Here is a 25,770-nt window from a genome sequence, read left to right as displayed (position 1 = left end):
ACAAAGAGGCTTAGAGGCGCGTCGCTTTTAGAAAAGTAACTATCATCTTGCGCGAGCAAGCTTCGCGCCTACAATTTTCACTTCTCATTTTCTCCTCATTCCCTTCTCTTTGTGCATTTTTGTATTAAAGATCAATTAATCACAAAGAGGCTCAGAGGCGCTTCGCTTTTAGAGAAGTAACTAACATCTTGCGAGAGCAAGTTTCGCGCCTACCACTTTCACTTCTCATTTACTTCTCTATCCCTTCTCTTTGTGCATTTTTGTATTAAAGCTCAATTAATCACAAAGAGGTTAAGAGGCGCTTCACTTTTAGAGAAGTAACTAGCATCTTGCGCGAGCAAGCTTCGCGCCTACAACTTTCACTTCACGTTGCGGGTTTATCCTTTTAAATTTAAAAAATAAGTTTCGTTAACCCTACTTTAACCCTCTGTAGTTTAAGCTAGCTGCATTAATGTAGATTATTCAATTGTACACGCAACTAAGCGCCACTTTTTAAGTTAGGAATAACCACAATGAAACTTACAAAAGATACAACAAGTACGTTAAGCAAAACCACCATAAGCCTGCATTGGATTGTAGCTATTTTAATTATTGGGTTATTAGGCTCAGGCCTATATATGGAAAACTTTAAAGCGTTTTTTCTAATGAGTTGGCACAAGTCATTTGGCGTAATGCTGCTTGCTTTTGCGTTATTAAGAGTAACATGGCGCATTGTAAATGGTTGGCCAAAGCACGATGTTAAACACCCAAATTATGAGCAAGTGTTAGCTAAAATTGTGCATTACGTTCTTATAATAAGCATGTTACTTATGCCTATTTCGGGGCTGATTATGTCGGGCTTTGGTGGGCACGGCGTGGATGTGTTCGGGCTAGAGCTTATACCGCACAACCCCAACCCAGAAAACCCACAAAAAAGCCTCGCTTTTAACCAAGGCTTAGCTGAGATAGGAAAAACCGTTCACGGTATTACAGCAAATGCGCTTCTTATCGCGTTAGGTTTACATATTGTGGGCGCTTTAAAGCACCATATTATTGATAAAGACAACACCCTTACGCGTATGCTTGGCAAAAAGTAGGTAGTTAAAAGTCTTATTTAATCGGTGCTATTTAAGCCGCGATTAAATAAGACTCTCGTCCTACGTGTTTGTTATTGCGCTTAAACGAGCCTTTCCCTTTTTTAGCTTTAACCACTTGAGGTTTAAACACTTTAGAGGTTACTAGCGCCGCCAGCGCATTATGATTAATAACACCTCGGCCGGTGTCTACCGCACTATTATTTGCGGCTTTGGTTTTCGATTTTTTAGCCATTTTATTTCCTAACTATTTATAACAATAAGAACCTTAAGAAGTGGCGATTGTATGCCTAATTTTCAACCTTGCAAGTGTTTTAACGCTCTTTTTCATAATAACTAAACATAAAAAAGCGCAGTAAATAACTGCGCTGAGTAACCTGAACGCTGGATAATAAAATATGTTGGTATATCTCTTAACCAGAATTCAGGTTAAATAGGTTTAGCTCAATTAATTAAAATTCAAAGCTTACTTTTGCATAATAAGTACGCCCGTCAAAGCCGTAAGGCAATGCACGTACAGGGTATTTAAACGCGCCGTTGGTAATAAAGTTAAGCACTTCGTCATCACCTAGCTCATCTGGGGTTTCATCAAAAATATTATCAGCCCCTACCGATACGTTAAATATTTCGTTAATTTGGTAGCTAACGTTTAAATCCACTAGTACTGCTGATTCAACTGTACTAGTTGGTTTAAACGACCCCGTAGGCGAAAGCTCACCTGGTAAAGGGATGTGGTCATTACCAAAGTATTTAACGTCTGTTTCGCCAAAGTAATTAAAGCGAAGCGTTGTTTCATACGCATCACGCTCATAGTCAAACGTTAAAGTTGCGCGCTCACCTGGCTGGCCGTCGGTAAAAAAGCTACGTTGTAAATCATCAAACGCCACCGACTCAGGAATACCTTCTTCTGCGTTCACGTTATCAATTTTAGTGTCGTTTAAGTTACCCGCAAAGGTTACTCCAAAATTACCGCCCTCTACATCAGTACGGTAAGAGGCAATAATATCAACACCTTGTGTAGTTGAATCTACAGAGTTTGAAAAGTAGTTAGCTTGAACAGCGCCGGTTGCTTGAAGCGCGGCTACGGCTTCATCGCTAAAGGCAACATCCTCTGCAGACAGTAAACTACCAAGCGTAATACGGTCTTTAATTTCTACGCGGTAAAAATCAACCGTTAACGAAAGCTCACTTGTTACATCGTAAACAAAACCAGCACTGTAGTTAGTTGAGGTTTCAAGCTCTAGGCTATCTACACCTAACGCACTTGGAAAAGCAGTCCCCGTATTTGCAGTGAACGACTGCGTAAGTGTGCCATCTGAGCCTAGGTTAGTTGTAAATGCGGTATAACCACTTTGCTGAAGCGATGGCGCTCTAAAACCAGTAGAAACCGCACCACGTACTGCAAAGTCATCGTTAAATTCATAACGTGTTGCTAATTTACCAATTAAGTCATCGCCCGCATCTGAAAAGTCTTCATAGCGCAGTGCACCACTTACGTTCCATGCATCAGTGACCATGGTTTCTACATCTACATAAAACGCGTAGCTGTGGCGATCGCTCTTGTTTGTTGCCTCTGGGCGCAAACCGTTATAAGCCTGAAAACCACACTCAGCAAATTGATCAGGATCGTTTACTGAAGGGTACGAAGCATCGGTATTTGCTAAACCACATGCGTAAGAGGCTTCATCGCCAGGGACTATTTCGTAGTTTTCTTTACGGTATTCTGCACCAATAGTTACATATAAAGGCTCATTTCGGCCAATATCAACGATGCCGTTAAAATCAGCATTAACTGTTGTTTGATCAAATCTAAAACCACCAGAGTAACCGCCGCTTGGGCCTGCATTTGCAGCTATATCGGCATCGCTTGCATCTGGGTTGTTAAATACGTACTCCGCCGCATAAGAGGCATTTATAGTATTACGTGAGGTAAAGTCGTATTGGTTTTCACCATACACTGCCGATACATCGTATCCCCAATCTGGGTTTATATCGCCTCTAAAACCAACCGCTACTGAAATATCTTCAGCTTCGTTATAAATGCGGGGTAAAAAACCATCGCTGTATACTTGCGTTACATTTTTAGACGCTTCGTTAAAGTTACGGTAAAAACCATTACCCAGCGCGGTGCGCTCAGAGTAGCCACCAAATGAGTACAATTCGCTGTCGCCCATTGGCAAAGCCATGTTGTAAAACAACGAGGTAAATTCACTTTCTGAGTTACCTTGGCCCCAACGTACATCTTCACTCAGCGTGCCTGGCTCAACATTTAACGACCCACCGGTATCGCGCTCTGCACGGTTAGTGCCATCGGCATCACGATACTCAAACGATAAATTAATAAAGCCGCCTTCGTTACCTAAGTCAAAACCACGGTTTAAACCTGCTGAAAGCGTATCGCCGTCGCCTTCACTGGTGCCGCCGTACTGTACGTAACCCGTTGTTACGCCAGTTGAATTATTAAGCGATAAGTTAATTACGCCAGCTATCGCGTCAGAGCCATATTTAGCTGCTGCGCCATCGCGTAGTACTTCTACACCTTTAAGCGCAGTTAGCGGAATGGCGTTCATGTCGGTGCCGGCTGCGCCTGCACCTACAGTGCCGTTAAGGCCAAAAATAGATTGATTATGGCGGCGCTTACCGTTAACCAACACTAACGTTTGATCTGGCTGTAAGCCGCGCAGCGTTGCTGGTCTAAATAAATCTGAGCCATCAGATACTTGCGTACGAGAAAAGTTAAACGACGGGGCAGTAGCTTGCAGACTCTGCCCTAGTTCTGTAAAGCCGCCTTTGTTTAAATCATCAGCGTCTATTAAATCAATAGGTGACGAAGACTCAGTAGAGGTGCGGTTAGAAACGCGCGACCCTAATACAGAAATTTGTTCGATATTTTGTGCAGCCTCAACAGGTGCTTCTTGAGCGCTTACGATGCTTGGTGCGCTTACGGCAAACGCAACAGCGGCAGCTAATGTATTTAAACGGTATGTTGACATGGTGACGACCCTGTTTAGTGTGTTCTTTAATATTTGTTATTGCGATGTAACGCATCGCACTGGGGAACATCCTAGCAACATATGCAAATAAAAAGAAATGAAAAAAACTAAATAATAGGTCTAACTATGCAAAAAAATGTAAATACTAAAAAATAACACTTAAACTTGTTCAAAACACATACAATTAAGGATTTTAATTTCAACCCCGAATCAAATTAACACTTTATTTACAATGGGTTTATCACGCTTTCTTGTGCTTTTACGGGTAACCAACAACAAATGGTAGTACCTGTTCCTAAAGTACTGCTAACTTCTATTTTTCCGCCGTGATCTTGCAAAATAAAGTTAACAACGGTCATTCCTATTCCTAATGAGTGGGCTGTTTTATGTGTAGTAAAAAAAGGCTTAAACAGGTGCGCTTGGGTATTTTCATCCATTCCACAACCGTTATCTTTCACTTTTATACATACCCCCTCATTTTGCTGCGTTACGCTTAGTTCAATAATGGTGCCTTTTTCTAATTCATGTTCGCACGCTTGTTGAGCATTTAATAACAGCTCAACAAAAATTTGATGAATAGACGACAGCTCCCCCCAAATAAGCGGCACTTGCTCAAAGTTGGTTTTTATTTCGCAGTATTTAAGCTGCCCTTGCAACACGCCTAAAGCAGAGCCTGCAACCTCGCTTACATCTAAATATTGCTTGTTATGGGTACTTGTAAATTGGCTAAGGTTTAATAAATTATGCACGGTTTGCTTTATGCGCTTTAAACCATCTAGGCTTTCGCTCAACTGCGAGTAAATTTCGTGTCCATTCCATGCCAGTTCGTATTGTTTTTTTAGATCAACCAACACGTTTTTAAATTGCCCTGCATTTAATTGGCCGTTTAAAAACTGCTCGTTATAGTGAAGAGATTTTGATAAAAGAGGGCTAACATATTGCAAGCTTTCTATATTACTAATTACATACGAAAGCGGGTTATTTATTTCATGCGCAATACTGCAAGACAAAACACCCACACTTGCCATTTTGTCGGCCTGAACAAACATTTGCTGATACAAAGACAGCTCAGCAACGTTTTTGGTTAGTTCGCCATTTAACACAACTAACAATTGGCTTTTATCGGCAAGCAGTTGCTCTGCGGCTATACGCTTTTGCTGCTCATCTAAAAAGGCTTGTTTGTAATCGTCGGTTAAAGTGCTCATCCTATTCGCTCCATAAATACGCATCCATGTATAACGTTTAGTTTGCCATACGTAATTATGCAAACTAGGGGCAATTTTTAGGCTATGCTTATTATTTTAAAAGGTAGCACTATGACCAAACCAGCAGACGCTGCACATTCAATCACTGCCGTAGATGTACTTTGTGTTGATGACGACGAAATTGTTCTGCGCTCACTAACCTCCTTATTAAAAAATAATAACTTTAGTTTTATGACCTGCAAAAGCCCAGTGCAAGCGCTTGAGCTTTTAAACAGCCACGAATTTAGCTTAATTATTAGCGACATGAAAATGCCCACCATGAATGGCGCGCAATTTTTAGAGCAAGCCCGTAACAAAGCCCCCGAAACACAACGTATTTTATTAACCGGTTACGCCGAAATAGAAACCACCCTAGCAGCTGTAAACCTAGCGCAAATTAACGGCTACATACAAAAGCCATGGCAAAACGATATGCTTTTGCGCAGCATAAACGACAGCATCGAAAAATTTCAGCTAAAAAAACAAAACAAGCAACTCGAGCTGCAAGTAAAACAGCAAAACAAAGAGCTTCTCGAATTAAATAACTCATTAGAGCAACGAGTAGAAAAGCGTACAAAGCAAATTAAGCAGGTACTTAAACAGCTAGAAGATGCCAACGAGCGCGAAAAACACGAACACAAAGCCACCGTGGAGCTACTTTATAATTTTATAAACGCCAACCCATACTTAGATGGCAACAAAGCGCAAAAAATTGCCGACACCTGCACCCAAATAGCACTGTACTTAAACCTCTCGCAAAAAAGTATAGATTTAGCCCCCATGGCGGGTTACTTAGCGCAAATAGGTTTGCTTGCTATGGACCCAGAGCTCTATAAAAAGCCAGTGAGTCGGCTAAGCGAGCAACAGCGCAAAGCCTTTTATACGCACCCTAGCACAGCACAATTAATGCTTATGCCTGCTATACATTTACATGATGTATCTGATGCAATTTATCATCAATATGAGCGCTTTAACGGCAACGGTTTACCAAAAGGATTAGCAGCAAACGACATTCCTATTGGCGCTATGGTGCTTAGCGTTGCTCGCGATTATTGGAACGCATTTGAACAAAGCCAAAGCCCCACAGACAAAGAGCGCCACAGCGATGCGCTCGAAAGCGTTAAAATGTACAGTGGCACTTTTTACCACCCTAAAATTGTGCGCGCACTCGAAGCAAGCCATAGCAAATTAAATGAGCAACTTAATAATGCCGGCTCTATTATTATATGCAGCGCTCAAGAGCTAAAAGCCAATATGATTTTAGGCCATACGTTACACAGCCACAGCGGTATTATGTTGTTACCTAAAGGCCATGTGTTTGGTAAAAAATCCATCGAAAAACTACAGCAACTAGAAGCCAAAAAACCGACCCCATTTAGAATAATGGTAAAAAGCGCTAAATGAGTGATCTAAACTGTGGCTTTTTTCGTTACAATTACCGTAAATAAGCTAAACTAATTCAAACAGGTACCTGTTAATCTGGGTATAAATTTTAAACTGTTTAATACCAATCCGCTTAATTAAGTAATTTATTTTGAGGGTGGAAAAACGTGTAGATAGCTAGGCAAAAAAATTCGCTATTTAGTTGTTCTAAATGAGAATTGCTTAACGCTGGTAGCGACACGTTTAGCCCCGCAAAATGATTAAGTATTATCGCGAATTGGTATCACATTGCTTTAAGGAGCACAGCGTGTCGCGATTTTCTGCAGTCACTGACAATCCCCACGACGGACGTTTTAATCAAAAAACGGGCATTTTACTTACCAACTTAGGCAGTCCAGACGCGCCCACCCCTGCGGCACTGCGTACCTACTTACGTGAATTTTTATCCGATCCGCGCATTGTAGAAATTCCACGTTTAGTGTGGATGATAATACTGCACGGTATAATTTTGCGTATTCGCCCTAAGCGCTCAGCAAAACTATACGAAAGCATTTGGACCGAAAACGGCTCGCCGCTAACACATATTACCCGCCTGCAACGCGACAAACTAAACGCGCTACTCCAAGAGCAAGGTTACACCAATACCGAAGTTGTTATGGCCATGCGTTACGGTAACCCTTCAATAGAGGCGGGCCTGGAAGAGCTGCGCGATAAAGGCCTAACGCGCATAATTGTACTACCGCTTTACCCGCAATATTCAAGCCCTACCACCGGCTCAACATTTGATGCCGTATCAAGAGTATTGCAAAAATGGCGCTGGGTGCCAGAGCTACACTTTGTAAATGGTTATCACAAAAACACCGCATACATTGATTCATTAGCTAGCAGCATTAGTGAAGATTTAGAAAAAAACGGCATGCCACAAAAATTAGTTTTTTCATACCACGGTATGCCAAAGCTATTTTTAGATAGAGGCGACCCTTACCACTGCCTATGTTTGCAAACCACGCGTTTAGTGGTTGAAAAACTAGGCCTTGATAAAGATAAAGTAATTAGCACTTTTCAAAGCCGCTTTGGTAAAGCCGAATGGTTAAAGCCATACACCGACGCCACGCTTGCATCGTTACCTGATGAAAACATTACCGACGTTGCAATTTTAAGCCCTGCTTTTAGCGCCGATTGCTTAGAAACACTCGAAGAGCTTGAAGAAGAAAACCGCGAAATTTTTGAAAATGCAGGCGGCGAAAAGTACCGTTACATAGCCGCTTTAAACGACAGAGACGATCACATTAACGCTTTATATGATGTGCTAAAACCAATGCTTTAAACACATCTTTATTGCCTTAACGTAAAAAAGCGGTGTTAAATTTAACACCGCTTTTTTAATTGTAAGGTAAGCATTTATTAAATGTCATAGCCACTATTTACGCGAGCAATAGCTCGTAGATAAAAACCAACGCATTCACAAATAGGTTAAGAGGCGCTTCGCTTATAGAGAAGCAACTAACATCTTGCGCGAGCAAGCTTCGCGCCTACAACTTTCACTTCTCATTTAATCCTCATTCCCTTCTCTTTGTGCATTTTTGTATTAAAGATCAATAAACCACAAAGAGGTTAAGAGCCGCTTCGCTTTTAGAGAAGCAACTAACATCTTGCGCGAGCAAGCTTCGCGCCTACAAACTTCACTTCTCATTTACTCCTCATTCCCTTCTCTTTGTGCATTTTTGTATTAAAGATCAATAAACCACAAAGAGGTTTAGAGACGCTTCGCTTTTAGAGAACTAATTAGCATTTTGCGCGAGCAAGCTTCGCGCCTACAGCTTTCACTTCTCATTTACTCCTCATTCCCTTCTCTTTGTGCATTTTTGTATTAAAGATCAATTAATCACAAAGAGGTTAAGAGGCGCTTCGCTTTTAGAGAAATAATTAGCATTTTGCGCGAGCAAGCTTCGCGCATACTGACAAAGTTAACACCGAGGTAAATTACCCTGTAGACGCGCAGCTTGCTGGCGTTTTAAAAGCAACGCTTTTACCTGTTTTAACCTATTCGTTAACGCTTTTCCTTAACTTTTACGGGTAATCATCAACGTACAAACGCCGGCAATTATTCCCCAAAACGCAGAGCCCACCGAAAGCATGGTTAAATCAGACGCGGTTACCAAAAACGTAACTATTGCAGCCTCTGTGTATTGGGCTGAGCTTAAAGCTTGCTGCAAGCTATTAGCAATGGTGCCAAACAACGCAATACCCGCTAAGGCTAAAATTAATGCCTGCGGTAAACTTGCCACTAAACCAACAAGCGTTGCCGCGCAAAGTGCCATAACAATATAAAATACGCCTGCGGCAATACTTGCCCAATAGCGTTTATCGGGATTTTTATCGGCCTCATCGCTCATACAAATAGCAGCGGTAATAGCGGCTAAATTAATAGAGTACGTACCAAACGGCGCAGTTAAAATATTAATAAAACCAGTTACATTAAGCGTAGCTGAGATGGGCGCTTTATAATTATGAGCCTTTAGTACAGCAATACCCGGTAAGTTTTGTGAGGTCATGGTCACTATATAAAGCGGTAAGCCAATACTTATACACGCTTGCAAGTTAAACACCGGTGCTATGTATGTAAACTCACTTATTTTCCAATGAATAGCGCCAGTATCAATATGCCCCATTTGCCACGCCAGTAGCACGCCTGCAACTAAAACGCTAAGCATGGCAAAACGCGCAAAAAATCGTTTTCCTAAAAAATACATAAGCACCATTAGGCCTATAACCAGTGGTAGCTCATTCATAAAATTAAATACATCTATACCAAAGGTGACCAATACGCCTGCCAGCATGGCACAGGCAAGTTCGCTCGGTATACGGTTCATTATTTTTTCAAACCAACCGGTAACCCCCGACACAAAAACCAATGTAGCGGCAAACATAAATGCACCAATGGCTTCGCCTAAATGGTAGCCCTGCGCGCTGGAAATAAGTAAAGCCGCCCCAGTGGTAGACCATGCAATTAAAACGGGCACTTTATAATAATACGACAACCCAATAGTGGTTATGCCCATTACCAGCCCTAGCATTAAAAGCCAGCTTGCGACTAAATCGGGCGTGCCGCCAAGGGTTATAACAACTTGATAAATAAGCGCAATGGAACTTGAAAAACCAATAATAACAGCCACCAACCCTGCGGTTGCTCGATTAAGCAGCTGATCGGAAAACATCATAAAATCCCTCTTAATTTTAGATTTTTAAGCCCACAACATACGTTGCCTATTTACGCTTTGCAATTAGCGTTTAGGCTATTAAGCGTGAAAAATATTCATTATTTTAAAATTTTTTTTACCTATAAAGATCACACCTTTCATTGCCAAATTAAAAACAAAAACAATTATTCGCTTATGCTTACACCCCGCTAAAACTCTATAAAAACCCATCCTTTTTAGCTCAAAAAACCAAACCCATTATAGGTAAATTGTTTATTTACAATCATTTACAATGTAAATAATTAGCACTTTTATACTATACCAACTAACTTGATCTAATTCTCTAGATGATATAAAACGTAACAATTAGTTAACTAAAAACCCCGTAAGAGAAACAAATGAAACGCGCTATTTTAATAATTGTTGCCCTTGGTCTATCTGCATTTGCTATTTATAAGCTGCTATTTAATACCGAAAAACCTCAGCAGGTAACGGCGCCTGTTGCAGTGGATATAGTGCCCGTTGACTCTCAATTTGCAGCAAATAAAAAAGCACCGCAGCCCATAGATATGAGTAAAGATCCCGTTAACGTAAAACCTAAAACCATTGAGGCACCAGCGCAAAGCAACCAGTTTGAAGCTATAAACAAGGTATCTGCAAAAGCTAAAGAGGTACTTACCAACGCCAACGTACTACCAAGCGATTTAAACAACGAAGCCTACATAGAGTTCGACCTACATACGTTACAAACCCTTGAAGCTGGCGACTCGTTTGATATTTCAATCCCGCAAACCGTTGAAACCTACAGCGCCGAAATCACCTCGTTATCAGAGGCGAGTAATGGCGATAAAAGCATATTTGGCCAAGTTATTGGTGCCAACGGGCAACTACACACCACGGTTATGACCGTAGGAAACGATGCAATTTATGGGCAATTTACCGCACCTAGCGGAAATTATGTTTTTGAAAGTAAGGGTAAATATGGCTGGATTGCAGCAAAACGCGACTTGTACCAAAACCACATAGAGCATCACGTAGATGCGCCCACACCAAAAACAGATAAAACCATCGATATGTTTGCCCCAAAAAAAACTGAACAACCCAACACGCAGTAACCCAACTAAATCAATCAGCAGTAAAACTTCCAACCACTACATAAGTAAGGAAATATAAAAATGAAAAAACTAATCACTACGGCAGCCATTGCCAGCGCGCTATTTGCAACCAGTGCAGCACAGGCGGTAACGATTGATATTGGTATTTTATATACCGACCAATCGGCCGCAGCTACGAGTAATATAAACACTAAAATAAACCAGCTGATCGCCTTTAGTAACCAGGTTTATAGCCAAAATGGGGTAGACATTACACTGCGTTTAGCGGGCACAGAAAACCTAGGCGATTACGCAATTACACCGTCTGAAGATTGGTTAGATGCAGTAACTAACAGCAGCTACGTAGATGGTTTACGCACTAGCTGGAAAGCCGACATGGTTGCCGTACTTGGTACCGGCCAAAGTGCGGGTAATGGTTTAATCTCGTGTGGTTTAGCTTGGGTTGGCCAAGGCACTAACGGTAATTTATACAGCTCAATGAGCGACCGTATGTACTCTATTACTGCTATTGATTGTGGCGCCACTACGTTTGTACACGAACTTGGTCATAACCAAGGCCTGGCGCACTCACGTAAACAAGGCGATACCTCGGGCGGCGTATATGTTGATGGAATGGGCCACGGCGTACAAAACGAATTTGCCAGCATTATGGCCTACCCGCACGTTTACGGTAGCGCAACGCAGTACGATTACTTCTCTAACCCTAATTGGAGCGTAAATGGCTTACCCTTTGGTGTAACTAACCAAGCGTATGCTATTCGTACGGTTACCGACACTAAAACAAGCATTGCTAACTTTAAGTAAGTGATTTAAAGCAGGCTGTATTTAGCCCACTTATAATTATTTCCCTTTAGAGCGCATTTGCGCTCTTTTTTATTTAGCTTAGGGGCTGTTGAGCTTTCAAGGTTAAATCACTAAAAGCCTAAAAGTGCGCAGCTAATTAATGCACTACTATTTTTTGTTTAATAGCAGGCATTAACGTTTTACCGTCGCCATCTACTTTACTTAAAAGCTTAAGCCCCATTACTTTTGCAAGTACCGGGTAAATATCAAGATTATTTACCTTTTCAAGGCTTAGCCCTTGTTTAAAAGCAGGCCCTACTGCAATTAATGTAGCCGCCATATCATCGGTATAGGCATAGCCATGAGTACCTAAATACATTGCTTTGCCTTCGTTAGTAAATACCGCAGGCGCATTAGTTTGCACAACAATATCGCCCACACGAGTGCCTTTATTGTAGTGATATGCCGCTAATTGCTCGTCGTTTAATACCGTATAACGCCCGTTTGCTACTTGTTGCAAACGTTGTTTGTAAGTTGCAATTTGCTCGCTTGTTACAGCAGGCTTTGCATAAATAAGTAAACGCGGGCCGGTATTTTTAACTATAAAATTATCGTTTTTAGGCAATGTAGATACATCAATACTTTGCTCTGGGTTTATATGCGCCATACCGTGATCGGATACAATAACAAGGTTAATCTCTTGCTCTAGCTTGCTTAAACGGGTTTGTAATTGGCCCATTAGTTCATCTAATTGTTTTACCGCATCGCGAGTTTGCGGTGCATCTGGCCCAAACTCGTGGCCCATGCTATCAACAAGCGAAAAATAACTTGCTACAAAACGTGGGCGCTGCGCTTTAGGTAAGCTTAGCCACTGTATTATTTGATCAACACGGCCTTGGTACTCACTGTATTTAGAATAATGAAAGTAATAGTCGGGCGTCATACCGTTAAAGCGCGCATCCGACTCTGGCCAAAAATAAGTAGCCGACTTTAGCCCCTGCATTTTTGCTAAATTCCAAAGTGGAATGCCGTTTACCCACGTGCTATCGCGCATGCCTTTACCCATGCTGTAGCACTCGTTTTTACGGGCTTTATCACAAAAGTTATTATCTACAATGCCATGATTTACCGGCAGCAACCCTGTAATAATAGAAATATGGTTAGGAAACGTTTTTGTTGGGTAAACAGGCATTAGTTTTTGCGCGCGTACACCTTTAGCAGCCATTGCTTTTAAATTAGGCGCGCCGTGTTTTTCTATATAATCCCAACGCATGCCATCTATTGATATAAGTACAACGGTTTGCTCTTTTGCCGCATATGCCGCTTGGCTGGTTAACACTAAAAGAGCCAACATCATCGCCTTTAAAAATACATACTTCATTACAAATACTCGCCTACATTAAAATGCGTTAAATACTGAAAAATATAGCTTTATAATACAATTGCCAGGCCTTAAATGATACAAGCACCTGTACCTAACTCGTCTAGATGTATATATTAACAAGTAAGTATTTAAAACGAATGACAACGCGCATTTACTTTGCCAGTCGTCACCACTAAGCAAGGACTCCGATGACTATCGACTTTAGTAAAAAAATAACCCCAGCGCGCATGTATCGCACGACTGCAAATTTACAAATGGCGATGGAAAGCGATCGCGGTCGTATAATTAACAGTGCAGCTATTCGTAGGTTGCAGCAAAAAACTCAGGTTTTTCCGCTAGAGCGAAACGCAGCGGTGCGCTCGCGCTTAACTCACTCACTAGAAGTACAGCAAGTTGGCCGTTTTATAGTACAGCGTATTTTTGCAAATTTAAGCTTTGAGCAACAAACCGAATTTGGCTTAAAAGGGCTAGAACGCCCGCTAGAAAGCCTAGTAGAAATGGCCTGCCTAATGCACGATATAGGCAACCCACCCTTTGGACATTTTGGCGAAGCTGCCATAAATCACTGGTTTAATAATAATTTAGCAAGTGTTACACCAGCGCGCTGCCAAGAGCAAAATACCGGCATAGGGGTTATTTTTAAGCACCTAGCGCACGATATTTGTAATTTTGAAGGCAACGCCCAAGGCATACGCATAATTCATTCGCTACTGGGGTTAAACTTAACTTATTGCCAAAGCGCGGGCATTTTAAAGTACACCCGCCCCGCGGGATTAAACCCACAAGACATACCACAAAATAAAAACTACTTAATGAAAAAAGTAGGTTACTACTACAGCGAAAAAACCTTTGTAGAGGCACTGCAAAACGAGCTGGTTATAGAGCCATACTGCCGCCATCCGGCAAGTTACATTATGGAAGCCGCCGACGATATATCGTATTGCTTAGCCGACATAGAAGACGCCGTAGAAAAAGACATAATAACCACCGAGCTACTTTGTCAGCAGCTAAAAAGTGAATATAAAAAAGCCCTTATAAACCTAACCATTGACGACACCGAACACCTAAATTTTGTAGATAAAGCACTAGATTACGCACTAGAGCGCGCCAACGCGCAGCCTTACAACTTTAATAGCGAATTTTTTATTTACCTGCGCGTGGCCTTGCTTCACCCGCTTGTAAACCACGCCGCTAAGCGTTTTATAGAGCACATTGAGCCTATTTACCACGGCGACTTTAACCAAGCCCTATTAGAAGATAACAGCCACTTACACGCCGTTACTAAAACCCTTAAACAGGTGGCGCTTAAGCATGTGTTTTCTCACAAAGAGGTAGAAAAACTCGAACTACAAGGCTATCGCATAATTAACGGCCTGCTCGATTGTTATAAACCACTGCTACAACTTAACAGCGACGATTTTAAACGCGCATTAAATGGCGACTCACGATTATTAATCGAATCGCGTTTGGTTAAAAAGCTCTCTAAAAAGCACTTAAATAGTTATCAGCACGCCATAGATGCTATGCAAGAAGAGCCCGACCACTTTGCCGCTTACGAGTTTTACTATCGCTGTAGGCTAATTCAAGATTACATAAGTGGCATGACCGACCAGTTTGCCTACGACGAGTACCGCAACCTAATGGTGATTGATTAACGAGGGCGTGTTGTTGGGTGGTTTTTGATTTAATCGCCCTTAGATTGAACAAATTTTCAATCCACAAAGGTCAACACGCCCTTAGTGCCTAGATATATTTTAATTTTGCGCTTAAAATCAGACTATTGATACTTAAGCGCCGTGTTTTATGATTATTAGACTCTCTCAACTTATTTTTTGCTTTGCTTTATTTTACAGCAGCCAAAGTGCTGCCTATAACGAAGCCATGTGTATTTTAATTAAGCAAGAAATGCAGCAGTACAGTAATAATAAAGCCAGTGCCAAATACCGCAGCGCCGCACGCGATTTTAAAAGAAACTGTAATAAACCCAAGCAAGTACAAACAAAACCAAAACCAGTAGAGCCGCCTGTTGTTGAACAAGAGCCACAACCACTTGCCCTTACCCCCGAGCAAGAACAACAACTGCTTGAGCAAATAACTGCGGCCGAAAAAGCTATAAAACAAAGCGCAAGCAAAGCAACTACAAGTACTCAGCCTACAAACCAAATAAGCCAGCAAAGCTCAGAAATTAACGAGCCTGAGGCTGCGCCAATTAATACAGTAAAGGATGCGCCAAGCACACCTAAGGGTGAACTTGCGCCTAATAGCAGCGAGTTAATACCTACAACTAGCCAAGCGCAGCCGGTGGCCACTGAAACAGCCCCAAAAGCAGCGCCTAAAATAGAGCAGCCACCGGTTAATACAACGCCCAAACCCGCACCTGTACTTATACCTGCGCCAGTTGCAGAGCCACCAAGTTCATTATTGTTACCAAGTTTGCTACTGCTTATTGTGGTATTAATTGGCGCCATGGTGGTTATACGTTTACGCCGCGCTAAACAAAATAAGCCCGAGCCGCCTGTTGCTCCACCGGCTACAGCCCCAAAAAATAACAACAAAAGCGCAGAGCAAGCAGCACCACCCAAAACGGCTCCAGCCCCAAGTGATGAGCTTTCAAAACCAGTTGTGCCACCGGTTTCGGCCTCGAGCGAGCCAGAGCCTGCAAGCTCTAATGCACCAAAAAACGAGGCAATTAACGAGCCATTGCCTGCCGATACGCAAGCCGCAGAGGCTGAGCCAGAACAAGCTAAACCAGAAGAAGATGCACCAGCACCTGAACCTAAAAAAGTAGCGCCAGAGCCAAACACCGCAGAGTTTGAAGCTGCCGCAAAAAATACATTAGCGCGTATTCAAAATGCAAAAGGCTTTGCAGAGCCCGAGGTAAGAGAGTTTAACCCAGACGCACCTTCGGTTAAGCGCACGCGTAAACACAAAGCCGCCGCAGTAGAACAGCCAAAAGCAGAGCCCATTGAAGAAGTAAAACCACAAGAGTCTACTCTTATAAACGAACCGGCTGCGCCTAGTAACCCTATCACTGAGCCCAATACCAGCGCGCAGCTGCATACAGCCGATAAAAACAGTGAGCTTGAACAAACCACGTTAAATAGCGAACACGACTTTAAAGAGCCCGAAATTCGTACCTACAATCCAGATGCGCCTTTAAAACCAAGTAAAGAACCTGCACAAGCTACAGTTTCAGCAAAACCAAATAACGAACCCACGTTAGATGCGCCAATATCAACAGCTCACGAACCACAGCCAGCCCAAGAAAAGCCAGCGCAACCAGAGGCCGATAGTACGCCCAAGCAAAGTGATTCTAGCAACCCATTTGCAAACCTTTCGCTAGATGAAAGCTGGGACCCAAACTCAGATAAAAAGCCCGTGATTGAGGAAAAAAAGAAAGCGCCTAAATCACAAGCCTTAATAGAGGCAGAAGAACGCGCTAAAAACATGCAAACAAAAGAATAGCCGAGCAAATAAGCTTGATATTATTGCTCTAAACAAACAATTTTTAACGCAGCAAGTACGCTATTTAAAGATAAAATTGCTATTACTCAATTACCAGCACAAAAAAGCGGCCACACGGCCGCTTTGTCGTTTAAAAGTATAGAATTGTATTAATGCGCTTAATTAAGCGAGCTATTTTAAGTATGGATTTAAAACTGAGAAAACGTTTTATTGCTACAAAAAATGCGTTGTTTAGTTGTTATAACTAGCTAGTTGTACATTGCTGTACTTTTAGCATCTTTGTATTTGTAACACAGCTAGTGCCAAGTTTGGCTGCTAAAAATAATTAACTATTATTGCGCTTAGTATTATTCGGGGGGCATGTTTTTAATATTTAAATCGTATTGTAAAATACCATCGTTATTAACCGCCACACCCGCTAATTGCACAGAGTGATTAGCAAACTCTTCAGACGCCGATAAATGCGCTAACACGCCGGCTATGTCTTCGTGTTTAGGTTGGCCATCTGTTGCCACAATGCCTGCATTACAATCGTTTTGCTTACACTCAAAGCTGTATAAAAATAGCGACTTTTCAGCAAAGCTGCTTTGCACTTTATCTAAAAACACTTGCTCTGACTGTGCTAAATCAAGCGTACTTTGAATTTGAGCAGCGCTTTCTAGCTCAGAGTATTCACCCACTTCTTGGGGAGTAATCACTATTTGCTCGGTAAGTGCAGTGCCTTCTTTATTAGTTACATCGTGGCTACTTTGCATTGCTTGTATATCTACCACCAGAGGTTGAGCAGGCTGCACAGCCGTGGTGTTAGTTATTGAGTTGGGTAGATTATTTTGAGCCAAGGCGGTCAAATCGTTTTTAAACACGTACAAAGTTGCAGCAGTGATAGCGCATGCAATGAGTAATTTGTTCATAATACTTCCCTCCTTCAACCAATTTACGCAATACAATTAAGTGAAATGCTTTTTAAGTGTAGCCAATGTTAATATTATGTTTTGTTTGGGTGTGTACTGTCAATCTTTAATACTAGACAGTGCAAATTAAAAGAACAATTTTATCAATGTTAATATTTAATGAACCACTGGTAAGCTCAGCGCGCCACATTATAATGCTGGCAATAGCTCTACGCTCATTTTGCAACCAAGCAGCACGTTATTTATTTGTAACAAGCTGTAAAAAGCAGCTCTTTTTATGACCACACCTCAATCAAAAAGTTTGCGTTTATTGTTACTAAAACTTAAATAAAATTACCCAAAGTAAATAACCGCATAATTAAAACCGCACACAGCAGCTTTAATTTGCTAAAAGATGCAAAGATTACATAAAGAAAGGCACTAACATGTAGGTGCGATTTTATATCGCGCTTGTAGACGTGAGCTTGCTCGCGCTCTGTATTTTTAGTTCCCTATGTCGCGTTGGTGATGGCGTTGGCGTTGGCGTTGGCGTTGGCGTTGGCGTTGGCAACCAAGGGGCGCAAACGCATCAGAGCGCGCAAGGTAACTTTTACCATAATTAAACTCACCTCGGCCAGTTTGTGGATTTAACTTAAAAAAACCACAAATTATGGGGCTGTCTTCTAAACCGTCAATAAATACATAAGCTTCAGAAGTCATCGTTAATCACCTGAGTTTTATTACTTTTACGCTGTCTTGCATTATAACCGCCCACATCTGCGGCTAGCTCGTTAATTTCATCCAGCAATGAGCCTTGCAATTGAAGAACAACAAGGGCTTCAAACAATATATCGCTTTTTACTACCTCTCCTTGTTCAAGCTTTTGTACCGTAGAGCGAGATACACCAACCATCTTAGCGAACGTGCTCTGGGTATACAGTAAAGTACGATGCTGACGAATTAAATCACCCAAGCGACGCGCCAGCTTTAATGCTTGTTCAGATCTCATAAATGACTACCAAATCGGTCATTAACACATTAATGATTAGTTTAGCGGTATTTATCATGATTGCAATATTATTTAAATTGAGACGTAATGAGTTTTGGGTAGCGGCATTCAAGTTTACCGTAGGCGCGAAGCTTGCTCACGTTAGAAGCGCAGCTTCTCATAACTTAATAAATTAACACCGTAAAAGCCTAGCTTTTAAACGAAAGCAATGCGCGTCTAACAAAACAAGCTAAAAATTATGTGGCTTAAATGGCGTTTTTAACCATTTTGAATAGTCATGATTAAACGCAGGAAACTGTTTAAATAACATCGCGTTTAATTGATCTTTCGAAAGCTTGTTACAGGGATTTGTCTGCTCTGCCAGCATAATATTTTTAAGTAATACTCTGCCTGATTGGGTATCCATTAAAAAATAAATTGCAGCCCAGCTACTAGCGTAAAGTATACTGCTGTCGCCTTTTTGCCACGTATTATTTAACCCGGTTAACCGATTAAGTCTGAACACGTTTTTAGTAAGCTTATTATTACGTACCCAGGTTTGATTTGGCTCTACAATAGCAGTTTGCATATTGTTATGGGTAAACTCAAAATACTCAGCAACCCCTTCATTTAACCACCTAGGCGTGTACCCTAAAACTGCTTTATTAATAGCATGCACTGCTTCGTGCACTGCCGTTCTCATGGTGTTTTGTTCGCCACTAAAATTAATAAACGCAGAGTTAGTTGCATGAAAATACATTCCTGCTGTATTTTCTGGGTTGCCGCCATTGTTCCTAATAGCGGCGTTATAAGCCCTACGGTTAGGTAATACAGTTAAGTTTAGTTTTACCTTTTTTAGAGCATGCGCACCAATAATTTGTCCATACACCTTAAATACTGTATTGAGTTTTACTTGTAGCTTTTGGTTAAATGAAGGCGGTAAATTTGGCGTGTTTAAATTAAGGTCAAAATAATCCAGTGGCTCAGAAAAATTACTCTCGTACGTTGCAACAGCAAAGCTAGGCTTGGTATCGCTAAAATGTGCAATACCCGCCTTGTCGGTCCAAGTGTATATATCACCGTTACGCTTATATTTTACGTCGCCTAATGATACATCTGTACATTGTGTTTTATCTGCTTGAGGCAAGTGATTACGCGTAGGCACAAAAGAACTGCTGCCCGCCGGCGTTTTTATAGAATTTACGGGTTGTGATTTAACTAAAGGCTTACTTGGCTGAGTTACGGTTAAATCGTTATAAATACGCTTAACTTCACCTATCGGGTCGTGATAATTAAACACCCGCCCTGTAAAATGATTAGCAATAAGCGCTGAGGCAATAAGCATTACAACAAACATAAATACTATGCGAAGCTTAGTATTAAACATAGTTACGGACGCCCCTGCCATTGGGTCTCAAATACTTGCTTTTGCGCTACTCTATACTCGCTACACCAAACAAAATCGCTTGTCTCCATCCCTTTTTTACGACACCGCTTAGGCAATCTATAAAATTTAGACCACGCCTCAAGCTTAGCTTTGTTTTTATAGCTGGTACTGTGCAAGGTCATGTTTGATACCTTTTGATTAAGTAACCAGTTGGTGTTTGCCGAATGTGCAGCATGTGGGCGGTATGAGTTATTACTCTTTCTAAGTTTATTACAGTGCTTTGCCAATTGGGTAAATAACACTTTGTCGCGAGCAGTTAATCGCTCACCTTTTTTAATGCTATAACCCTGCCTAAATTGAGAGCGAATAGATTCACGCTCCTTTTCTATGCTTTCGCACTTACTTTGCGTGTAGGCCTCGCCTGCATATGAGTGCGTTGAAATAAAACTAAGCAAAACTAAAATCCATTTAATCATTATTCACTCCTTTAAATAACATCTTAAATAAGTGTACCTATTTAAGGTTGGTAGCGCATTAAATATTGCCCTTGTTTTGCTTCATTAGTACTTACGGTTTAGGAGAAATTAGCCGCAGAGTTGGCTCAAGTTAAATGGTCGATGTTTAATTTTTCTTGTAGACGACCTTGCTCACGTTAGAAGCGCAGCTTCTCATTACTTAATAAATTAACACCGTAAAAGCCCTGCTTTTAAACGAAAGCAATGCGCGTCTACAAGGTTACACCAAGCTTTGCCGTTAGCACTTGACGTAGGCGCGAAGCTTGCTCGCGCTAAAAGCAGAGCTTTTGAAATAATACAAACAGTTCATAAATATCGCGTTGGCGATGGCAACCAAAGAGAAGTAACCGCCGACTTCTCTTTGGAGTCTCTCGGCGCCCCGAGGATCACACTACCTCCTCAATTTAAATTAATGATATGAACGTAAACGCGATGAAACACGTCCGTGTGTAAGCATCACTTAACGCGCATCCATGCGCTGCTATTACTCATCACTAATTCAATTTCGGGTGTGATCACGGGGGAGTGGCCTAAGCATCAGCCTTCAATTCAATAATGAGTTAATGCTTGTTTACAATGCACTTTTAAGTAAACTAACTGCACGCAAACAGGGAGTGGTTTTAATGCAGCAAATTGGTATTTACGAGCAGTTAATTACGCAAGTAATTGAGCAAAATTTAAATCGTGATCAATTTTATGTGGGCGAACGCCAACTAGAATCGGCAGAGGCCGCAACATGGCTTTCACGCTTTTTGGGTAAACTTGTTGAACATGCCATAAATGCTATTCCCAACTCTAAAGAGCGTTTGCAGGAGCAAATTAGCCTAGCTAATAGCCTTGTCCTTTGGCTTAAAGATCATATTCGAGATGATGAACTGATCAACGAAAACCTTATCGACAGCCAAGGCCGAATACTTACTGCGCTGTTTAATACCCAAAACCCGATTGCGGCCAACCTTAAAGATTACTCAAGCGATATATTTCCACTTACAGGGCTTACACAAAGTGAATTATTTAGCGGTGCTAATGCAGGTATATCGCTCGAAACTGAGCTAAAGCGCGAGATTAAATCGTCCGACACTATTTACTGGCTGGTCTCATTTATAAAATGGACGGGGCTGCGTATATTTAAAAATGAGCTTGAAGCCTTTACCAAAAGCGGTAATAAACTCAAAGTAATTACTACTTCGTACATGGGGGCAACGGATGCTAAAGCCGTTGAGTTTTTAGCAAATCTACCAAATACCGAGGTAAAGCTAAGTTACAACAATCAGCAAGAACGCCTACACGCTAAATCTTACTTATTTATGCGTAACACGGGTTTTCATACTGGGTATATTGGTTCGTCTAATTTATCGCATTCAGCGCTTACCAGCGGCCTAGAGTGGAACTTAAAAATTACCGCGCAAGAAATCCCACACATAATAGCCAAAACCAAAAGCACGTTTGAAACCTACTGGCAATCGCCAGATTTCGAGCTATTTACAGGCAAAGCTGAATGTAAAGAAAAGCTCATAAGTTCACTTAACGAGCAACGCGGTGTTGGGCAATCAAGCAGCCAGTTTTATTTTGATATAACACCAAAAACACACCAGCTAGCTATTTTAGAAAAACTAAGCGTTGAACGTAGCGTGCATAATCGTTTTAAAAACCTAGTGGTAGCCGCAACAGGCACGGGTAAAACCATTATATCGGCGTTCGATTTTAAAACCGTTTACGATAAAAACCCAAACGCACACTTTTTGTTTGTAGCCCACCGAGAAGAAATACTAAAACAAGCGCAAAGCGCTTACCGTGGCATGCTTAAAAATAACGACTTTGGTGAGCTGTGGGTAGGTAACTACAAACCGCAGCGCTACAACCAGTTATTTGCATCAATACAAACATTAAACAGCCAAATTGGATCGCTTAATTTAACGCATGATTACTACGACTACATAGTGATAGACGAAGTACACCACGTAAGCGCAGCGAGTTATCGCGCTATATTAAATCACTTTGCGCCCACTATATTACTTGGCTTAACCGCTACACCAGAGCGACAAGATGGTGCCAATATACTCGATGACTTTTGCGGTGTAATAGCCGCCGAAATTCGCTTGCCACAGGCAATCAATCAACGCCATTTATGCCCATTTCAATACTTTGGATTGGATGACGACACCGACTTAAGCCAAATAACATGGCGCGGCGGCCGTTACGATATAACCGAGCTAAGTAATCTTTATACAGGGGAAAACAGCCGCGCTAACAAAATTATATCCAGCCTTGCTGATATAGTGACCAATGTTCACGATATAAAAGCGTTGGCATTTTGTGTAAGCCAAAAGCACGCGGAGTTTATGGCTAAAAAGTTTAACTTAGCAGGCATAAGCGCCGATGTACTGACCAGCAAAAACACCAATGAGCGCGCGGCTAAACAGCAAGCACTACGCCAAGGCGAAATACAAATACTTTGTGTGGTTGATATTTTTAACGAAGGGGTCGATATCCCAGAGGTCGATACCTTACTATTTTTACGCCCAACTGAAAGCCTAACGCTGTTTTTACAGCAACTCGGCCGTGGCCTACGCCTGCCCGACAACAGCCAAAAGCAATGCTGTACGGTACTCGACTTTGTAGGCAATGCCCGCCCAGAATACGACTTTGCCAGTAAATTCCGCGCGCTTATTGGTAAAAGTAATCAACCAATAAAAACTGAGATTGAAAACAACTTCCCACATTTGCCGTTGGGTTGCCGTATAGAGCTACAAAAGCGCACACAACAAACAATATTAAAAAATATTCAGCAAGCTATAAACTCTAAACGCCGTTTACAACAGCTGATAAATAGCTACTCGCAACACACTAATGAGGCACTCACGCTAAGTAGCTTTTTACGCATAAACCCGCAAGTCACGCTTGAAGATATTTACAAACCAAAAGATAAAAAGCTCGGCGGCTGGCACTGGTTAAAAGGCGATGAAGTACCAGTAGAACAAGCCGATGTTTATGCCGCATATTACCGCGCTATAAACACTCAATTACTCGGCTGCGACTCACTCAGTTATTTATGCTTTTTACGTGATTTATGTAATAACGATTTTGGCTTTACCCCAACAGCGCAAAACCAACAGTACCCGCTTATGGCCCATTACAACTTTTGGGATAACACAGGCACAAGTTTAGGGTTTAAAACGCTTGAGCAAAGCTTAGAGGCACTTAAACACAAAGAGCTACAGCAGGAGCTTGCTCAAGTGATCACGCTTTTAATAAACCGTATTCACCAACAAGAAAGTGATTTAACGTGCTTACCTAATCATGCAATAAAATTACACAGCCGCTACACACGTCAACAAATACTCGCCGCGTTTGGGGCGCACTCGTTTGATAAAAAATCGACCGCCCGAGAAGGTGTTTTAGAATTTAAAAAACAAAACCTAGAGCTACTATTTGTAACACTCAACAAGTGTGAAAAAACCTACTCGCCCACCACGCTGTATCACGACTACGCAATCAGCCCCACTCTGTTTCATTGGCAAACGCAAAACAGCGCCCGCCCAGAACACGGCCGCGGCCTAGGTTATATTCAGCACCAGCAAACAGGCAAAACCATCCTGTTATTTGTGCGCGAGCAAGGCAAAGACGAAAACGGCCGAACTATGGGCTTTGTAAACTACGGCGAGGTTAAATATTTAAGCCACAACGGCAGCCAGCCAATGAATATAACGTGGGAATTAACCAACCCCATGCCAAGTGAAATGTGGCATAATGCAGGGAAGTTAGCGGTTGGGTGATTAACTAAAGCTTTAAATAATCTTACTTTTAAGATAAAAGTAACCTATTGATATATATAGGTTGTCAGTGAAAATTCAGTTATTATTTTTCATTAACGCAGTTTGAACTATAAGGAAATAAACTTGAAAAGAAATATGCAATTTGCACACAAATACAAGCACTCTATTTATAGTTCTAGAGCTGCCAACACTTTATCTCGGAAAGATAAAAAGTATGTTGAAGTCAGAAATAAACAGATTCACAATATTGGTAACACTAGGATCATTAAAGCCCCAGACTTTTTATCTATATACTCTGTAGATGAAAAATATAAAACTTTTCATCCATTTAAAGAAACTTTAGCTTTCAAAAACAACTTAATAAAAACAATTGGTTCACATAATTGTATTATTGATTTTAGTAACACAAAATCATTTACTGCGGGGGCAATGGTCTACCTCTTTGCTCAAATACAATCAATAAAAAACCTTAGCAAGTATAAGATTGAATTAGCTTGGTCCAAAGAATCGAAGTACGTAAATAGGATAATCAAGAGATCTGGCTTACCTAAATTATGCCGAACAGGTAACCCTATAGAAAACCTCTCTAGTGTTAGATCATTGCCCGTAGTTAATGGAGTTGGAATTCAACATTATGCCCAAATTATGGACTTTATTCAGCGTCGGTATTATAAAGATGAAATGGATCCTGAAATCGAGTTCAAAATTGGCGATGCTTTATCTGAAACTTTAAATAATGTTGGAAGACATGCATATCCAGGATTAGATAATAAAGAAAAAAATTGGTGGATGATTTGCGATGTAATTGGTGATCAGCTTTATTTATGTATTTATGATAGTGGTGTAGGTATACCTAGAACAGTCGTAGAGAAAACATGGTTTTTAACATCTTATGAAAAAACTTACCCCGAGGAGTATGCAACTCTTAAAAAAGAGGTTGGTTCAGTTCTCGATAAGGTCAAGTTAGTAACATTGAACATGTTCCAAGACCATCAGTTAATATATTTGTCCATGATGGGGGACGTATCTGGTACTAAACAAAAGAAGCATGGACAAGGAAGTAAAAGCATAAAGGCTTTAGTAAGTGATACCAATGGTGGTAAACTCTGGGTTTATAGTAATAATGGTCTTTATAAATATGAAGATGGGGATAAGTCTCCACAGGTTTATAAGTTACCAAGTGAAATATCTGGTACTTTAATCCAATGGAATATAAAGATAGGATAATGATGAAAACTATTATTGTAGTAAAAGACTTTCATAAAGAACCTTATGGTCGTTATCGTTCAGATGCTGAAGGTTGTGAAAGAAGTTCAGGACAAACTTTTAGAGAAGAAGTATTGGCGCCTGCGCTGAGAGAAAACGAAAGCGTTTTAGTCGATTTAACTGGGTATAACCGATATGGTAGGTCATTCTTAGACGAAGCTTTCGGGGGGTTGATTAGAGAAGAAGGTTTCACTGGTGCAGAGCTCTCATCAAAATTAAAATACATACACAGAGATGTAAAAAGCATCATACCTGTTATAGATGAACGTATTGATGCAGCTATACGAGATACTTCATCATAATGAGCT

The 25,770-nt window shown here is 41.2% G+C and carries 19 protein-coding genes and 1 pseudogene; 10 read left to right on the top strand and 10 right to left on the bottom strand.

Features of this window, described 5'->3' with window-relative positions; genetic code table 11:
- The first annotated feature begins 512 nt into the window (after window positions 1–512).
- Complete coding sequence (locus PSH54_RS00840) at window positions 513–1,076, top strand: cytochrome b (RefSeq protein ID WP_024032960.1); 564 nt, start codon at window positions 513–515, stop codon at window positions 1,074–1,076.
- Between the two features lie 31 nt (window positions 1,077–1,107).
- Here PSH54_RS00840 and arfA read toward each other — a convergent pair whose 3' ends face one another.
- The 3 genes from arfA to PSH54_RS00825 form a co-directional block, all read right to left on the bottom strand.
- Window positions 1,108–1,308, bottom strand: coding sequence for an alternative ribosome rescue factor ArfA (arfA, locus tag PSH54_RS00835; protein ID WP_024032961.1), 201 nt, complete (start codon window positions 1,306–1,308; stop codon window positions 1,108–1,110).
- A gap of 217 nt (window positions 1,309–1,525) precedes the next feature.
- On the bottom strand, window positions 1,526–4,066 hold the full coding sequence (locus tag PSH54_RS00830; protein WP_273605200.1) for a TonB-dependent receptor plug domain-containing protein: 2,541 nt from the start codon (window positions 4,064–4,066) through the stop codon (window positions 1,526–1,528).
- A 227-nt stretch (window positions 4,067–4,293) separates the two neighbouring features.
- Window positions 4,294–5,271, bottom strand: coding sequence for a sensor histidine kinase (locus PSH54_RS00825; protein ID WP_273605199.1), 978 nt, complete (start codon window positions 5,269–5,271; stop codon window positions 4,294–4,296).
- A 111-nt stretch (window positions 5,272–5,382) separates the two neighbouring features.
- On the opposite strand from PSH54_RS00825, the gene PSH54_RS00820 reads away from it, so the two are divergent.
- Window positions 5,383–6,714, top strand: coding sequence for an HD domain-containing phosphohydrolase (locus tag PSH54_RS00820; RefSeq protein WP_256850967.1), 1,332 nt, complete (start codon window positions 5,383–5,385; stop codon window positions 6,712–6,714).
- Between the two features lie 286 nt (window positions 6,715–7,000).
- Window positions 7,001–8,020 (top strand): ferrochelatase, encoded by a 1,020-nt coding sequence (gene hemH, locus PSH54_RS00815; RefSeq protein ID WP_004589664.1) that lies wholly within the window; start codon window positions 7,001–7,003, stop codon window positions 8,018–8,020.
- A 736-nt stretch (window positions 8,021–8,756) separates the two neighbouring features.
- Here the strand turns inward: hemH and PSH54_RS00810 are convergent.
- Window positions 8,757–9,914, bottom strand: coding sequence for a benzoate/H(+) symporter BenE family transporter (locus PSH54_RS00810; RefSeq protein ID WP_273605198.1), 1,158 nt, complete (start codon window positions 9,912–9,914; stop codon window positions 8,757–8,759).
- Window positions 9,915–10,291: 377 nt separating this feature from the next.
- Here PSH54_RS00810 and PSH54_RS00805 point away from each other — a divergent pair, with 377 nt between their 5' ends.
- Together PSH54_RS00805 and PSH54_RS00800 are read left to right on the top strand one after the other, a co-directional pair.
- Window positions 10,292–11,008, top strand: coding sequence for a hypothetical protein (locus PSH54_RS00805; protein WP_273605197.1), 717 nt, complete (start codon window positions 10,292–10,294; stop codon window positions 11,006–11,008).
- Window positions 11,009–11,068: 60 nt separating this feature from the next.
- Window positions 11,069–11,812, top strand: coding sequence for a zinc-dependent metalloprotease family protein (locus PSH54_RS00800; RefSeq protein WP_024032968.1), 744 nt, complete (start codon window positions 11,069–11,071; stop codon window positions 11,810–11,812).
- Window positions 11,813–11,948: 136 nt separating this feature from the next.
- Here the strand turns inward: PSH54_RS00800 and PSH54_RS00795 are convergent, their stop codons facing one another.
- The gene (locus PSH54_RS00795; protein ID WP_273605196.1) at window positions 11,949–13,172 is read right to left on the bottom strand and encodes an alkaline phosphatase family protein; all 1,224 of its coding nucleotides are present in this window, start codon (window positions 13,170–13,172) and stop codon (window positions 11,949–11,951) included.
- Window positions 13,173–13,363: 191 nt separating this feature from the next.
- On the opposite strand from PSH54_RS00795, the gene dgt reads away from it, so the two are divergent.
- Window positions 13,364–14,830: a dGTPase gene (gene dgt / locus PSH54_RS00790; RefSeq protein WP_273605195.1), complete on the top strand. Its 1,467-nt coding sequence runs from the start codon at window positions 13,364–13,366 to the stop codon at window positions 14,828–14,830.
- Window positions 14,831–14,978: 148 nt separating this feature from the next.
- A complete protein-coding gene (locus tag PSH54_RS00785) occupies window positions 14,979–16,640 on the top strand; it encodes a cell surface protein (protein ID WP_273605194.1) in 1,662 nt (553 codons plus the stop codon).
- 347 nt (window positions 16,641–16,987) lie between these two features.
- Here the strand turns inward: PSH54_RS00785 and PSH54_RS00780 are convergent, their stop codons facing one another.
- From PSH54_RS00780 to PSH54_RS00760, 5 genes and pseudogenes are all read right to left on the bottom strand, one after another.
- The gene (locus PSH54_RS00780) at window positions 16,988–17,551 is read right to left on the bottom strand and encodes a hypothetical protein (RefSeq protein ID WP_064385816.1); all 564 of its coding nucleotides are present in this window, start codon (window positions 17,549–17,551) and stop codon (window positions 16,988–16,990) included.
- Window positions 17,552–18,109: 558 nt separating this feature from the next.
- Window positions 18,110–18,250, bottom strand: a pseudogene (locus tag PSH54_RS00775) (type II toxin-antitoxin system HipA family toxin); the annotation flags it as partial.
- The gene (locus PSH54_RS00770; protein ID WP_273605192.1) at window positions 18,240–18,539 is read right to left on the bottom strand and encodes a helix-turn-helix domain-containing protein; all 300 of its coding nucleotides are present in this window, start codon (window positions 18,537–18,539) and stop codon (window positions 18,240–18,242) included. The pseudogene PSH54_RS00775 and the gene PSH54_RS00770, both read right to left, overlap by 11 nt.
- 229 nt (window positions 18,540–18,768) lie before the next feature.
- Window positions 18,769–19,905 carry a DUF1570 domain-containing protein gene (locus tag PSH54_RS00765; RefSeq protein WP_273605191.1) on the bottom strand — a complete coding sequence of 379 codons (1,137 nt, stop codon included), beginning with the start codon at window positions 19,903–19,905 and terminating at the stop codon, window positions 18,769–18,771.
- Window positions 19,906–19,907: 2 nt separating this feature from the next.
- Entirely contained in the window at window positions 19,908–20,381 is a 474-nt protein-coding gene (locus PSH54_RS00760) for a hypothetical protein (RefSeq protein ID WP_273605190.1), read from the bottom strand.
- 662 nt (window positions 20,382–21,043) lie between these two features.
- Between PSH54_RS00760 and PSH54_RS00755 the strand changes: the two genes are divergently transcribed.
- The 3 genes from PSH54_RS00755 to PSH54_RS00745 all read left to right on the top strand — a co-directional run bounded on the left by PSH54_RS00755 (window position 21,044) and on the right by PSH54_RS00745 (window position 25,764).
- Entirely contained in the window at window positions 21,044–24,196 is a 3,153-nt protein-coding gene (locus tag PSH54_RS00755) for a DUF3427 domain-containing protein (RefSeq protein WP_273605189.1), read from the top strand.
- Window positions 24,197–24,319: 123 nt separating this feature from the next.
- Entirely contained in the window at window positions 24,320–25,423 is a 1,104-nt protein-coding gene (locus tag PSH54_RS00750) for a hypothetical protein (RefSeq protein ID WP_262977189.1), read from the top strand.
- Window positions 25,423–25,764: an STAS-like domain-containing protein gene (locus tag PSH54_RS00745; protein ID WP_262977188.1), complete on the top strand. Its 342-nt coding sequence runs from the start codon at window positions 25,423–25,425 to the stop codon at window positions 25,762–25,764. Before PSH54_RS00750 ends, PSH54_RS00745 begins: the two co-directional genes overlap by 1 nt.
- The last annotated feature ends 6 nt before the right edge of the window (window positions 25,765–25,770 follow it).

The sequence above is a fragment of the Pseudoalteromonas sp. Angola-30 genome (genome assembly GCF_028599215.1).
Lineage (GTDB): Bacteria > Pseudomonadota > Gammaproteobacteria > Enterobacterales > Alteromonadaceae > Pseudoalteromonas > Pseudoalteromonas atlantica.
Note: the sequence above shows the minus strand (reverse complement) of the source record. Positions and strands in the feature narration are given on the sequence as shown.

Coding starts and splice junctions, on each gene's coding strand:
- PSH54_RS00840 (WP_024032960.1), top strand. CDS start 513: ATGAAACTTACAAAAGATACAACAAGTACGTTAAGCAAAACCACCATA.
- arfA (WP_024032961.1), bottom strand. CDS start 1,308: ATGGCTAAAAAATCGAAAACCAAAGCCGCAAATAATAGTGCGGTAGAC.
- PSH54_RS00830 (WP_273605200.1), bottom strand. CDS start 4,066: ATGTCAACATACCGTTTAAATACATTAGCTGCCGCTGTTGCGTTTGCC.
- PSH54_RS00825 (WP_273605199.1), bottom strand. CDS start 5,271: ATGAGCACTTTAACCGACGATTACAAACAAGCCTTTTTAGATGAGCAG.
- PSH54_RS00820 (WP_256850967.1), top strand. CDS start 5,383: ATGACCAAACCAGCAGACGCTGCACATTCAATCACTGCCGTAGATGTA.
- PSH54_RS00810 (WP_273605198.1), bottom strand. CDS start 9,914: ATGATGTTTTCCGATCAGCTGCTTAATCGAGCAACCGCAGGGTTGGTG.
- PSH54_RS00805 (WP_273605197.1), top strand. CDS start 10,292: ATGAAACGCGCTATTTTAATAATTGTTGCCCTTGGTCTATCTGCATTT.
- PSH54_RS00800 (WP_024032968.1), top strand. CDS start 11,069: ATGAAAAAACTAATCACTACGGCAGCCATTGCCAGCGCGCTATTTGCA.
- PSH54_RS00795 (WP_273605196.1), bottom strand. CDS start 13,172: ATGAAGTATGTATTTTTAAAGGCGATGATGTTGGCTCTTTTAGTGTTA.
- dgt (WP_273605195.1), top strand. CDS start 13,364: ATGACTATCGACTTTAGTAAAAAAATAACCCCAGCGCGCATGTATCGC.
- PSH54_RS00785 (WP_273605194.1), top strand. CDS start 14,979: ATGATTATTAGACTCTCTCAACTTATTTTTTGCTTTGCTTTATTTTAC.
- PSH54_RS00780 (WP_064385816.1), bottom strand. CDS start 17,551: ATGAACAAATTACTCATTGCATGCGCTATCACTGCTGCAACTTTGTAC.
- PSH54_RS00770 (WP_273605192.1), bottom strand. CDS start 18,539: ATGAGATCTGAACAAGCATTAAAGCTGGCGCGTCGCTTGGGTGATTTA.
- PSH54_RS00765 (WP_273605191.1), bottom strand. CDS start 19,905: ATGTTTAATACTAAGCTTCGCATAGTATTTATGTTTGTTGTAATGCTT.
- PSH54_RS00760 (WP_273605190.1), bottom strand. CDS start 20,381: ATGATTAAATGGATTTTAGTTTTGCTTAGTTTTATTTCAACGCACTCA.
- PSH54_RS00755 (WP_273605189.1), top strand. CDS start 21,044: ATGCAGCAAATTGGTATTTACGAGCAGTTAATTACGCAAGTAATTGAG.
- PSH54_RS00745 (WP_262977188.1), top strand. CDS start 25,423: ATGATGAAAACTATTATTGTAGTAAAAGACTTTCATAAAGAACCTTAT.